Origin of the sequence: Bifidobacterium callimiconis (assembly GCF_003952005.1) — a bacterium.
GTDB lineage: Bacteria > Actinomycetota > Actinomycetes > Actinomycetales > Bifidobacteriaceae > Galliscardovia > Galliscardovia callimiconis.
In genome coordinates this window covers 1-13,361 of the sequence record NZ_QXGJ01000002.1, presented here as the reverse complement: position 1 = coordinate 13,361, position 13,361 = coordinate 1, and the positions used below count along the sequence as shown (strand labels likewise).

At 62.3% G+C, this 13,361-nt stretch carries 12 protein-coding genes; 11 read left to right on the top strand and 1 reads right to left on the bottom strand.

Translation table 11 applies throughout. The annotated features are described in order from the left end of the window. Positions 1-3 precede the first annotated feature (3 nt). The 11 genes from pheT to D2E23_RS02210 all read left to right on the top strand — a co-directional run bounded on the left by pheT (position 4) and on the right by D2E23_RS02210 (position 12,823). Positions 4-2,622, top strand: a complete 2,619-nt coding sequence (pheT, locus tag D2E23_RS02260; protein ID WP_126029391.1) for a phenylalanine--tRNA ligase subunit beta — start codon at positions 4-6, stop codon at positions 2,620-2,622. Between the two features lie 93 nt (positions 2,623-2,715). After that, the gene (locus D2E23_RS02255) at positions 2,716-3,405 is read left to right on the top strand and encodes a DUF4190 domain-containing protein (RefSeq protein ID WP_126029390.1); all 690 of its coding nucleotides are present in this window, start codon (positions 2,716-2,718) and stop codon (positions 3,403-3,405) included. A 105-nt stretch (positions 3,406-3,510) separates the two neighbouring features. After that, positions 3,511-4,605 (top strand): N-acetyl-gamma-glutamyl-phosphate reductase, encoded by a 1,095-nt coding sequence (argC, locus tag D2E23_RS02250; protein ID WP_126029389.1) that lies wholly within the window; start codon positions 3,511-3,513, stop codon positions 4,603-4,605. Then, the gene (gene argJ / locus D2E23_RS02245; RefSeq protein WP_126029388.1) at positions 4,602-5,771 is read left to right on the top strand and encodes a bifunctional glutamate N-acetyltransferase/amino-acid acetyltransferase ArgJ; all 1,170 of its coding nucleotides are present in this window, start codon (positions 4,602-4,604) and stop codon (positions 5,769-5,771) included. Before argC ends, argJ begins: the two co-directional genes overlap by 4 nt. Before the next feature lie 99 nt (positions 5,772-5,870). After that, the gene (argB, locus tag D2E23_RS02240) at positions 5,871-6,791 is read left to right on the top strand and encodes an acetylglutamate kinase (protein WP_476534259.1); all 921 of its coding nucleotides are present in this window, start codon (positions 5,871-5,873) and stop codon (positions 6,789-6,791) included. Further along, positions 6,784-8,073, top strand: coding sequence for an acetylornithine transaminase (locus D2E23_RS02235; RefSeq protein WP_126029387.1), 1,290 nt, complete (start codon positions 6,784-6,786; stop codon positions 8,071-8,073). Before argB ends, D2E23_RS02235 begins: the two co-directional genes overlap by 8 nt. Positions 8,074-8,256: 183 nt before the next feature. Next, positions 8,257-9,231, top strand: coding sequence for an ornithine carbamoyltransferase (gene argF / locus D2E23_RS02230; protein WP_126029386.1), 975 nt, complete (start codon positions 8,257-8,259; stop codon positions 9,229-9,231). Between the two features lie 13 nt (positions 9,232-9,244). Further along, the gene (locus tag D2E23_RS02225; protein ID WP_126029597.1) at positions 9,245-9,811 is read left to right on the top strand and encodes an arginine repressor; all 567 of its coding nucleotides are present in this window, start codon (positions 9,245-9,247) and stop codon (positions 9,809-9,811) included. A gap of 98 nt (positions 9,812-9,909) precedes the next feature. Further along, a complete protein-coding gene (locus D2E23_RS02220; protein WP_126029385.1) occupies positions 9,910-11,148 on the top strand; it encodes an argininosuccinate synthase in 1,239 nt (412 codons plus the stop codon). Positions 11,149-11,220: 72 nt separating this feature from the next. Further along, positions 11,221-11,805, top strand: coding sequence for a restriction endonuclease subunit S (locus D2E23_RS02215; protein WP_277596221.1), 585 nt, complete (start codon positions 11,221-11,223; stop codon positions 11,803-11,805). A gap of 88 nt (positions 11,806-11,893) precedes the next feature. Beyond that, positions 11,894-12,823 carry a site-specific integrase gene (locus D2E23_RS02210; protein WP_126029384.1) on the top strand — a complete coding sequence of 310 codons (930 nt, stop codon included), beginning with the start codon at positions 11,894-11,896 and terminating at the stop codon, positions 12,821-12,823. On the opposite strand, the gene D2E23_RS02205 is transcribed toward D2E23_RS02210, so the two are convergent. Beyond that, positions 12,820-13,361, bottom strand: a 542-nt coding sequence (locus D2E23_RS02205) for a restriction endonuclease subunit S (protein ID WP_164520633.1), incomplete at its 5' end; no start/stop codon positions are given. The genes D2E23_RS02210 and D2E23_RS02205 overlap by 4 nt on opposite strands.

The following is a 13,361-nucleotide window of genomic DNA, read 5'->3' as shown; positions in this document are numbered from 1 at the left end:
CAAATGCCGATGATCGATATCGACTGGCTCAAGGACCACGTCGAGATTCCCGAAGGCCTCACCTACGAGCAGCTCGCCAAGGATCTGGTGCGCGTCGGCCTCGAGGAGGAGGAGATCCATCAGTCGCAGGTGACCGGTCCGATCGTGGTCGGCTACGTGGTGGACGCCACGCCCGAACCGCAGAAGAACGGCAAGATCATCAACTGGTGCCATGTGGACGTCGGTGACGAGTTCAATGAGACCGACGAGAACGGCAACAAGGTGCCCCGCGGCATCATCTGCGGCGCGCCGAACATGGCCGCCGGCGAGAAGGTGGTTGTCACGCTGCCCGGCGCCGTGCTGCCCGGCGACTTCAAGATCGAGCCGCGCAAGACCTACGGCCATATCTCCAACGGCATGTGCGCCTCCGAGCGCGAGCTGGGCCTGGGCGACAGCCACGACGGCATCATCCTGCTGCGCGAATACGGCTTCTCCAAGCAGGAGTACGACGCGCTGCAGCCCGGTGACGACGCCATGGAGCTGCTGCACCTGAACAACCCGGTGCTGGAGATCAACATCACGCCGGACCGTGGCTACGCATTCTCCTACCGTGGTGTGGCCCGCGAATACCACCACTCCACCAAGGCCGTGTTCACCGATCCGGTGATCGAACTGGCCGAGAAGGCTCCCCACGAGGCCAAGTCCGTCGATGGCGCCGCGCCGGTGAAGGACATGGAGGTGCTGGTCGAGGACAACAACCCGATCCACGGCGTGCCCGGATGCGACCGCTACTACGGCCGCATCGTGCGTGGCTTCAACCCGAGTGCCCCCACCCCCAACTGGATGCGCCGCCGCCTGACTCGCGCCGGCATGCGTTCCATCTCGCTGGCCGTGGACGTGACCAACTACGTGATGCTCGACCTCGGTCAGCCGCTGCACGCCTACGATCTGAGCAAGATCGAAGGCCCGATCGTGGTGCGTCGCGCCAACGAGGGTGAGAAGCTCACCACGCTTGACGAGAAGACGCATGATCTGAGCCCCGAGGACCTGCTGATCACCGATTCGCCGAACGGCGAACATGCCTCCCGCATTCTGGGACTGGCCGGCGTGATGGGTGGCCTGTACGGCGAGATCACCAGCGAGACCACCGACATCTTCGTCGAGGCCGCGCACTTCGACCAGGTGTCGATCGCCCGCTCCGCCCGCCGTCACAAGACCCCGTCCGAGGCATCCCGCCGCTTCGAGCGTGGCGTGGACACGCAGCTGCAGCCCGCGGCCGTGGAAATGGCCGTCGAACTGCTCACCCGTTACGGCGCCGGCGAGGGCTCCCGCACCCCGGTGGACTACAACACCACCAAGCGTCCGCACGATATCCGCTTCAAGGTGAGCGAAGTGGCGCGTGTCTCCGGTCTGGAGCTCGACACCAACACCATCTCCGACATCCTCACCGACATCGGCTGCCACGTGGGCGGCGGCGGCAACGGTGAATTCTCCGTGCAGCCTCCGACCTGGCGCCCGGACCTCACCGAGCCGTGTGATCTGGTCGAGGAAGTGGCCCGACTCGTCGGCTACGACGAGATTCCGGTGCGCGTGCCTCCGGTTCCGGCTTCCGGTCGTACGGGCCTGACGCTCGAACAGCAGCGTCAGCGCTGGATCTCCAACACGCTTGCCCAGTACGGTCTGGTGGAGACGCTGAGCTACCCGTTCGTGGGCGATGCCGACTACAAGGCCTTCTCGCTCGACGCCAAGGCAATCAAGCCGATCAGCGTGGAGATCACCAACCCGCTCGCCGGAGACCGTCCGTTCCTGCGCCGTTCGCTGCTGCTCACGCTGGCCATGACCGTGCAGCGCAACATCCGTCGCGGTTTGCAGAACGTGAGCCTGTTCGAAACCGGTCACGTGTTCCTGTGGAACCCGGATGCCCCGGCCATTCCGGCACTGCCGGGCGGTGTGAAGCCGACCGATGAGCAGCTTGCCGCGCTCGATGCCGGTCTGCCCGACCAGCCGCTGCACACGGCCGCGATCCTCACCGGCAAGGCCGTGGATGCCGGCTGGCTTGGCGAGTCCCGTGACGTGGACTGGTCCGATGCCGTCGAGGTCGTCACCCGCATCTCCGAGCGTCTCGGCGCCGATCTGCGTCTGAACCAGCCCGCCGCCGACCAGGTTCCGGCATCGTGGCATCCCGGCCGCTACGCCGAGGTGACCCTGCCCGACGGCACCAAGGTGGGCGAGGTGGGCGAGTTCCACCCGCACGTCAACGAGGCGCTGGGCTTCCCGGAGCACTCGGCCGCCATGGAGCTCAACCTTTCCGCACTGCTGCCCGCGCTTGACGACAAGCCCGTGCAGGCCAAGCCGATCGCCACGTTCCCGCCGGTCCATCAGGATCTGGCGTTCACCGTGCCGACCTCGGTGACCGCCCGCGAGCTTGAGGACGCGATCCGTGAGGCCGCCGGCGAAAACCTTGAGTCCATCGAGCTGTTCGACGTGTTCACGGGCGAGCAGGTGGGCAAGGACGCGAAGTCCCTCGCCTTCGCCGTGACGTTCCGTTCGCCGTCCAAGACGCTGGATTCCTCCGATAGCGAGGCGATCCGTCAGGCGATCGTGGACAAGGCCGCGGCACTGGGCGCACAGCTGCGCGCCTAACCGCCTCCAAGACCCCCGGCTGGTCCGGGGGTCTTTTGTTTGTTGTACGAAACGTTCAGCTAACGTTCCATATCCACTGCTAGTAAGGAACCCATGAATACCCAGAATCCTCAGAACGCCGATTCCCAAGGGAACCAGGACCACGGTTCCGGGCGCGCCGATCAGCCCGAGTACGGCCAGTACGCCCAGCCCGAGTACGGTCAGATGGCCAATCAGTATCCGGGCTGGAATCCTTACGTATACGGAGCTCCCGAGCCGGATGCGAAGCCCGAAGCCCAGCAGGAGCAGTCGGGCAACGGCTATAACGGGCAGACGCCGCAGATGCCGAACGCCGATTGGTCCGGCAACACCGGAGGCAACGGCGGTTCCTACAGCGGTGGATCCTACAACGGTGGCCCGCAATCGCCGTATTCGCCATATCAGTCCTCGCCGCAGCCCAATCGGCAGCCGCGCTACCGCAACGGCATCAATCTCGACGATCCCAATCAGAACCCGCTGTACGGCCGGTGGGATCCGGCGGCCATCATCGCGTTCGGCAGTGCGCTGCTCAGCATTCCGGTGCTGCCGGTGCTGCTTGGCGCATTCGCCATTTGGCGTACCGGGCTGTTTCATATGAAGGGCCGCGGACTGGCCATCGCCGCCGTGGTGATCGGACTGCTCGTCACCGCGCTGGACATCTATCTGATAGTGACCGGCATGGATGCCCAGCAGTTCATACTGCAGTTGTATGGTCTGGATTCGTATGGTGGAACGGGCGGCACGGACTCCGGCACTTCGGTGTAATGATGGACGCGCTTTCGCACGATAATGCATAATTATGCATTGGTCTGCATAGTGTGTATAATCGGCGCTATTGCAGAACAACGCAAGTCAAAGAGGGTAGTAACCATGACTCAATACACGGTCGCGGTGGCAGGCGCCACCGGATATGCGGGAGGGGAGGCGTTGCGCATCCTCGCGGCGCACCCGAATATGCGGGTCACCTGCGTGGCCGGCCACTCATCGGTGGGGGACAAGCTCGGCAAGCATATGCCGCATATTCCGCAGCTGGCCGACCTGACCGTAGAGGACACCACTCCCGAAGTGCTCAACGGCCACGATGTGATCATTCTGGCGCTGCCGCACGGCGCGTCCGGCGCGCTCGCCGCCCAGCTCGACCCCAACAGCGTGGTGGTCGACCTCGGCGCCGACCATCGTCTCGAGGAGAAGTCCGCGTGGGACGACTTCTACGGCGGCGACTTCTACGAACACTGGGCCTACGGCATGCCCGAGCTGATCCTCGGCAAGGCGGCCGACGGCTCCTACCTGCGTCAGCGTGACAATCTCAAGGGCGTCAAGCGCATCGCCGGCCCCGGCTGCAACGTGACCGGCACCACGCTGGCCATGCAGCCCGGCATCGCCGAGGGACTGGTCGAACCCGACGGACTGGTGGCCGATCTGGTGGTCGGCTACTCCGGCGCCGGCAAGAACCTCAAGCGCACCAACCTGCTGGCCGCCGAGGCGTTCGGCTCCGCCGTTCCGTACGGTGTGGGCGGCACGCATCGCCACATTCCCGAGATCCTGCAGAACTTCGCTCATGCCGCCGGCCTGACGGCCGATCAGGCGGGACGTTTCAAGCTTGGTTTCACGCCGATCCTGGCACCCATGGCCCGTGGCATCCTGTCCACCGTCTCTGCGCCGCTGACCGCCAAGGCGGCCGCCATGAGCGACGCCGAGATCCGTTCGGTGTGGCAGAAGGCCTACGAGGGCGAGCACTTCATGAACCTGCTGCCGGAGGGCGTGCTGCCCGCGACCGGCAACATCATCGGCTCGAACGCCGCGCACATCCAGGTGGCCGTTGACCGCAGGGCCGGCCGTCTCCTGGCGTTCAGCGCCATCGACAACCTCAACCGCGGCACCGCGGGACAGGCCGTGCAGTCGCTGAACATTGCACTTGGACTTGACGAAAGCACTGGACTGACGACGATTGGAGTGGCACCGTGAGTGTGACGTTTGCACAGGGATTCTCCGCAAGCGGAGTGGTGGCCGGCATCTCGGCCGTGGAAGGCAAGAAGGACATGGCCGTCGTGGTCAACGACGGTCCGCTTGACGTGGCGGCCGGCGTGTTCACCGCGAACCGCTTCTGCGCGGCTCCCGTGCAGTGGTCCCGCAAGGCCGTGGCCGATGGTCACATCAAGGCCGTGGTGCTCAACTCCGGTTGTGCCAACGCCTGTACCGGCGAGGCCGGATACCGCCAGTCGGCGGACACCGCCGCCAAGCTTGCAGGGCTGCTGAACGTGGCTGACGCCGACATCGCGGTGTGCTCCACCGGCATGATCGGCGATCTGCTTCCGCTTGACAACGTGTTGTCCGGTGTTGAACTGGCGCACAACGCGTTGTCCTCTTCCTCCGAGGCCGGTGAACTGGCCGCCGAGGCCATTCTGACCACCGATACCAAGAAGAAGACCGTTGCCCTTGAAGGCGCCGGCTACCGTATCGGCGGCATGGTCAAGGGCTCGGGCATGATCGCCCCGCAGCTGGCCACCATGCTGTGCGTGATCACCACCGATGCCAAGGTGAGCGCCGAGCAGGCGCGCAAGGCGCTGTCGGCCGGTGTGGAGACCTCGTTCAACCGCATCGACGTGGACGGCTGCATGTCGACCAACGACACCGTGCTGCTGCTCGCGTCCGGCGCCTCGGGCGTGGAGCCCGACGAGGACGAGTTCGACGCCATGGTCGCCAAGGCCTGCGCCTCCCTGTCCCGTCAGATCATCGGCGACGGCGAAGGCGCGTCCCACGACATCCGCGTGACCGTGACCGGCGCCACCAGCGAGGACGCCGCACTGGCCTGTGCCCGCGCCGTGGCCGCCTCCAACCTGCTCAAGTGCGCCGTATGCGGCAACGATCCGAACTGGGGTCGTGTAGTCTCCTCGCTTGGCACCGTACCCGCCGATGTGGCTCCGTACGATCCGAACAACGTGACCGTCGACGTCAACGGCGTGCGTGTGTGCGACGGCGGCAAGCCCGGACGCCCGCGTTCCGAGGTCGACATGACCCCGCGCGAGGTGCACTTCGACATCGATCTGGGCGAGGGCGACAACCAGGCCACCGTGTGGACCGATGATCTGACGCACGAGTATGTGCATATCAACGCCGACTACGAGTCGTGACGGTCGGCATACAACACCATCACAACACGATTGAACAAGGACTGAACTGTGGTTAAGGCAGAGACGAAAACGGTGGTTGGCCCCGGATTCCACTTCGATGTGCACACCGATCTGCGCGCCGACCAGAAGGCCGAGGTGCTGATCGAGGCGTTGCCGTGGCTCGAGGAATTCTACGGCCAGCGCATCGTCATCAAGTACGGCGGCAACGCCATGGTGGACGAGAAGCTCAAGCAGAACTTCGCCGAGGACATGGTGTTCCTCCGTCAGGTGGGACTTCACCCGGTGGTGGTGCACGGCGGTGGTCCCCAGATCTCGAACATGCTCAAGGCCCTGGGCATCAAGTCCGAGTTCAAGGGCGGTCTGCGCGTCACCACGCCCGAGGCCATGGACGTGGTGCGCATGGTGCTCACCGGCAAGGTCTCCAGGGAACTGGTGGGCCTGATCAACTCGCACGGTCCGATGGCCGTGGGTCTGTCCGGCGAGGACGGCGGTCTCTTCTCCGCCATGCAGCGCAAGCCGATCATCGACGGCAAACCCACCGACATCGGTTTGGTCGGCGATGTGGTGAGCGTGGACGCCTCCGCCGTGGAGGACCTGATCTCCGCCGGCCGTATCCCCGTGGTGTCGTCTGTGGCTCCGAACGAAGATGATCCGACCGAGGTGCTCAATGTGAACGCCGACTCTGCGGCCGCCGCGCTGGCCGGCGCCCTGGGGGCCCGCAAGCTCGTCATCCTCACCGACGTCGATGGTCTGTACGCCGACTGGCCCGACAAGGATTCCCTGATCGGTCGCATCGGCGTGGAGAATCTGCGTGACATGCTTCCCGAACTTGAGTCCGGCATGCGTCCGAAAATGGAGGCGTGCGTGCGCGCGCTCGACAGCGGTGTGGAGGAGGCCCACATCATTGACGGCCGCAAGCCGCATTCCATTCTGAACGAGATTTTCACCACCCAGGGTATCGGCACCATGGTGATCCCCACGGATGGCATCGAGATGAGGAGCTCTTACAACTATGTCTGACAAGGAAACGCTGGGCACTAACGACGCCAAGTGGCTGGACTCCTACAAGAACGTGCACATGAACGTGTTCGGCACGCCGCTGCGCGTGATGGATCACGGTCAGGGCGCACACATTTGGGACGTCGACGGCAACGAGTATCTGGACTTCCTCGGCGGCATCGCCGTGAACGCGCTCGGCTATGCTCATCCCGCATGGGTGAAGGCCATCGCCGAGCAGGCCGCCAAGGTGGGCCACACCAGCAACTACTTCGCCACCGAGCCGCAGATCGAACTGGCGTCCAAGCTGATCAAGCTGGCGGACGCCCCTGAGGGCTCCCACGTGTACTTCGGCAATTCCGGCGCCGAAGGCAACGAGGCCGCGCTCAAGCTGGCCAAACTCTACGGTCGCACGCTGGACGGCGCGCTGCCCGACATCGGCGGCAAGCCGGCCCGCATCCTGGCCATGACCCACGGATTCCATGGCCGTACGCTCGGCGCGCTGAGCGCCACGTGGAAGCCCGTGATCCGCAAGCCGTTCGAGCCGCTTGTCCCGGCCATCGAGTTCGTCGAGGCCGGCAATATCATGGCACTGCAGCGGGCCTTCAACGAAACCGGTCTGGGCCATTACGGCAAGGGACCGGTGGCTGCGGTGATCATGGAGCTTATTCAGGGCGAGGCTGGCGTGATGCCGATCGGCGCCGAGTACGTCAGCGCGGCACGTGAGCTGTGTGACCGTCACAATGCTCTGCTCATCTTCGATGAGGTGCAGACGGGTATCGGACGTACCGGCAAATGGTTCGCCTTCCAGCGCGTGGACCTGTCCGGCGGTGTGACCCCCGACGCCATCACCTTCGCCAAGGGCGTGGCCGGAGGATTCCCCATGGGCGGTCTGATCGCCTTCGGCGAGAAGCTCTCTTCGCTGTTCACCCCCGGCTCGCACGGTTCCACCTTCGCCGGCAACCCGCTGGGCGCCGCCGCCGCATTGGCCACGCTCGACGTGATTGAACGCGAAGGCCTGGTGCAGAACGCCGAGGCCCGTGGCCAGCAGCTGCGCGACGGTCTTGCCGCGCTGGACAACCCGCTGTTTGTCTCCGTGCGTGGCCGTGGCCTGCTCGATGCCGTCGAGCTCGCCCATCCGTGCTCCCACGCCGTGGCGGGCTGGGCACTGGAGCATGGACTGATCGTCAATGCCGTGGCGCCGAACGCTCTGCGTTTCGCTCCGCCGCTGATCATCACCGAACAGGACGTGGACGAGTGCCTATCCATCCTGGCCAAGGTGCCCGACGATCTGCCCGACGACTGATCGCGCGTCGCGCTCTATTGTCATACGCCATGTCTGCCGGAGCCTCGGACGGATCCGGCAGACATCTGTTTTCCACCCGTCCGTACTGCCGACCGGTATGACTCGATCGGCACATGATCATTCCGATCACCGTACAATCACAACCACTCATCACTGTCCACCAACCAGACGAAGGAGAACGCAATGGCCCACGAACTGCGGCACATGCTGCGCGACGACGATGTGAACCATGAGGAGCAGAAGCAGATCCTCAAGCTGGCGGAGAAGTTCCGACTCAACCGCTTCTACGCCCGCCCGTTCGAAGGCCCGCAGGCCGTTGCGGTGATCTTCGACAAGCCCAGCACCCGAACCCGTTCCAGCTTCTCGATCGGTGTGGCCGAGCTCGGCGGCTACCCGCTTGTGATCGACAAGTCCTCCTCGCAGCTCGGCCGCGGCGAGCCGGTGGCCGACACCGCCCGCGTGCTCACCCGCATGGCCTACGGCATCGTCTGGCGTACCTTCGGCCAGGATCGTGTGGAGGAGATGGCCAAGTACGCCACCTGCCCGGTCGTCAACGCACTGACCGATCAGTTCCATCCCTGCCAGGTGCTCGCCGACCTGCAGACCATCGCCATGCACCGCGGCGGCGTAGACGCCCTCGCCGGCCAGACCATCGCCTACGTGGGCGACGCGGCCAACAACATGGCCAACTCCTACCTGCTCGGCGGCGCCACCGCCGGCATGAACGTGCGCGTCTCCGGCCCGCAGGGCTACCTGCCGGATCCGCAGATCGTGGCCGACGCCACGCGTATCGCCGAGGCAAACGGCGGCTCCGTGCTCGTCACCACTGATCCCAAGGAGGCCGTCGCCGACGCCGACTGCGTGTTCACCGACACGTGGGTCTCCATGGGCGAGGAGGCCGAGTACGCCATTCGCTCCAAGCCGTTCTGGAACTATCAGGTCAACGACGAGCTCATGTCGTACGCCAAGCCCGACGCGCTGTTCCAGCACTGCCTGCCCGCCTACCGCGGCAAGGAGGTCACCCCCTCGGTGATCGATGGTCCGCAGTCGGTGGTGTGGGACGAAGCCGAGAACCGTCTGCACGCGCAGAAGGCGCTGCTCACCTGGCTCATCGCATGGCAGCGCGAGGATCCCTCCCTGCTCGGCGAGCTCGCCTGACATGACCAAGACGATCGACGACGATACGCCGTCGTTGCAGCGACCGGCCACGCGAGCCGCACGCCTGAGCGCCATCGAACAGGCGCTGCGCTCGCATACCGTCACCTCGCAGTCGCAACTGTCCGAGATCCTCGCGGCCCAGGGCATCGCAGTCACCCAGGCCACGCTGAGCCGCGATCTCGACGAGATGAACGCCGTCAAGGTTCGTGTGGCCGGCGGGGCCATGGCGTACGCCATCGGCGGTTCGGGCGGCCGTCACGGCGAGGACCAGACCCATGCCGAACTCGGGGCGAAGAACGAGCAGCAGATGTCCCGTGTGCTTTCGGGATTGGTCACTTCGGTGGCCGCCGCCCGCAATCTCGTGGTGGTGCACACCCCGTCCGGCGCCGCGCAATACGTGGCGAGCGTGATCGACAGGCACCCTCTCGAGGGCATTCTCGGCACCATCGCCGGGGATGATACGGTATTAATGATCTGCACCGACGATGACATGGCCGTACGGCGTTCCGAATGGCTGCTGTCGCTGGCCTCCCAGAATCGTGACAAGACCGATCGGGAGCCGGGTGACGGCGCGCGCTGAGCGCATGATTCCATTATGCGACTCACCGGAATGCATAAATATACAGACCATTGCATATAATCGATGCATCAGGATGTTAACCATAAGAAAGGCAACCAATGGCAGACAACAAGCGTCTTGTCCTGGCGTATTCCGGAGGCCTTGACACCTCCGTGGCTATCTCGTACCTCAAGGAGCGCACCGGCAAGGATGTCGTGGCCGTGTCCCTCGACGTCGGTCAGGGCGGCGAAAGCCTCGAGACCATCAAGCAGCGCGCCCTCGCCTGCGGCGCCGTCGAAGCCTACGTGGTGGACGCGCGCAACGAGTTCGCCGAGGAATACTGCATGAAGGCCCTCAAGGCCAACGCCATGTACGAAGGCGTGTACCCGCTGGTCTCCGCCATCTCCCGCCCGCTGATCTCCAAGCATCTGGTGCGCGCCGCCCACCAGTTCGGCGCCGACACCATCTCCCACGGCTGCACCGGCAAGGGCAACGACCAGGTGCGCTTCGAGGTGTCCATCGCCTCCATCGACCCGACGCTCAAGGCCATCAGCCCGATCCGCGATCTGGCCCTGACCCGCGACGTGGAAATCGCGTTCGCCAAGGAGCACAAGCTGCCGATCACCCAGACCGAGAAGAGCCCGTACTCCATCGACCAGAACGTGTGGGGCCGCGCCATCGAGACCGGCTTCCTCGAGGATCCGTGGAACGGTCCGACCAAGGACTGCTACTCCTACACCGACGACCCGGCCTTCCCGCCGGTCGAGGACGAGGTGATCATCGAGTTCAAGCAGGGCATCCCGGTCAAGATCGACGGCCGCGACGTCACCCCGCTGCAGGCCATCGAGGAGATGAACCGCCGCGCCGGCGCCCAAGGCATCGGCCGCATCGACCTCATCGAGGATCGTCTGGTCGGCATCAAGTCCCGCGAGCTGTACGAGGCCCCGGGCGCCGTGGCTCTGATCACCGCCCACCAGGAGCTGGAGAACTGCTGCCTCGAGCGCGAGCAGCACCGCATCAAGCGCGACATCGACAAGCGCTGGGCCGAGCTGGTCTACGATGCGCAGTGGTTCAGCCCTGCCACCCAGTCGCTCAACGCGTTCATCGAGGACACCCAGAAGTACGTCTCCGGTGAGATCCGCATGACCCTGCACGGCGGTCGCGCCGTGGTGACCGGCCGTCGTTCCGACACCTCGCTGTACGACTACAACCTGGCCACCTACGACTCCGGCGACAGCTTCGACTCGAAGTCCTCCAACGGCTTCATCGACATCTACGGCCTGCCGAGCCGTGTGGCCGCCGCCCGCGACGTCAAGTTCGGCAACGGCATCGAAGTGCCGAGCAACACCGTGGAGTAATTTCGGCGATTAGCCGTCTTCGTGTAGAGCCCCGCGCGTGATCATTTTGGATCGCGCCGGGGCTCTTCCCGTATGTCGGCATATCCGCGCACACGGTGGTTGGCAAGAACGATCAGGTTGACCACGTCTGCTTGGGAACAGCGTAAGTTGGGTGAGATCGCTTCTTTCGCTAAAGGTAGTGGTTATTCAAAGGCGGATATTCGTGAATCAGGTGTTCCGCTTTTCCTATATGGGCGCATGTATACGCAGTATGAGGCGGCGGTTGATTCAATCGATACATATGCTACGCCAAAACCCGGAACTCTTTATAGTAAGGGGAATGAACTTGTTGTTCCCGCATCGGGTGAAAGTGTAGAGGATATCGCGCGCGCGTCTGCGATTCGTAGGGCAGGCATTGCTTTAGGCGGAGATCTCAACGTGATTTATCCCCAAAATATGGCTGTGCCTTTATTCCTTGCTTATGGTCTATCGTATGGTTCCAGTCAGAAGTTGCTGGCACAACGAGCACAAGGGAAAACTGTAGTGCATATACATGCGAGTGATCTTGAGGAATTGAATGTAGATTTGCCTTCCGTGCCTGAGCAGCAGGCCATCGGCCAGTTCTTCTCACAGCTCGATTCCCTCATCACCCTTCATCAGCGTAAGCAACCACGATAATTTCAGCGTGGGTCTGCTCTACTTGGTTGTCTGTTTTGTACATCCAGCATCAGCGTAAGCACCTCTATGCAGAAAAGAGAACCTGAAAATGACTGGAAACACTACGGACAAGGAGACCTTGTTCTGTGATTATTACACGCAGTGGGTTGACGTCTATAAGGAAGGAGCAATCCGTGATGTGACGATGAAAAAGTACAAGCTCACTGAGGCGTGGCTCAGTAAACTCATTCCCGATCTCCGGCTTGCCGACATGGATCGTGTGACCTACCAGAAGCTGATTAACGGATATGCGGAATATCACGAACGGCAAACGACAATGGATTTTCACCATCAGCTGAAAGGAGCCATTCTTGACGCTGTTGATGAAGGGCTGATTCAACGTGACCCCACGCGTAAAGCGATTATCAAAGGCAGACCTCCTCGAGAGAAGAAAACAAAGTACCTTAACCAATTTGAGTTGCACGCCGTACTTGCCGATCTGGATTTGGGGACAAAGCCAAGCTGGGATTGGCTGATACTACTCGTAGCTAAGACCGGCCTACGCTTCTCAGAGGCTTTGGGACTCACGCCTGCTGACTTTGACTTCGTTCATCAAACCTTGTCCGTCAGCAAAACCTGGGATTACAAGAATGGTGGCGGATTTGTCCCGACGAAGAATGCGTCTTCTGTACGTAAGGTACAGCTTGATTGGCAACTCATCATGCAGCTGTCGGCCTTATTAAAGGATCTTCCCGAGAACGAACCCATTTTTGTAAACGGGAAAGTTTACAACTCAACTGCTAACAATGTTCTGGCGCGACATTGCGAGCACGCTGAGGTACCAGTGATATCGATCCATGGGCTGAGACACACGCATGCGTCATTATTGCTCTTCGCCGGCGTATCCATTGCCAGCGTCTCAAAAAGACTCGGACATGCCAGCATGAACACAACGCAGGATACCTATCTACATGTCATCCGCGAACTAGAGAACAAGGACGTTGATATCGTGATGCGTGCCCTTTCGACGCTCATCTAACACAATAACAATCGTGATTGCTTACGCTGATGAAGGGTGATAAGGGAATCCAAAGAATCAAGGCAACCACCAATCAACTTTTGTTCATGCTTACCCGGCACAAGAACCATTGCATTACCGACAAGATCTTTATTGAGGTTATTGACCGTACTCCCGGATGCAAGCATGCGATACTGCCTCAGCATCTGAGGCGCGCCAAGCATATGGCATAGGTACTTGGGGTCAAAGCTTTCTGACACATCCCGAATAAGCAGCCAGCCATCATGAATGCAACCTTCTATAGCCATTATGTAAGGCTTGCCAAAACTCATCGAATTGGAAAGAATCAGATCTCCTGGGTATACCTGACGGGTTTTATTCAATCCCGTCGGCTTTATCTTTTCGGCGGTATGAGTGATATATCGACCAAGTGATGGGGCGTCACCAATCTTGACCCAGTTAAGTCCATTTGGATCATCCGTTATGTAATCATCTATAGGGCGGGGAGAGCCACCACGCTCAATAACGACGAGCTCACCCAACTTACGCTGTTCCCAAG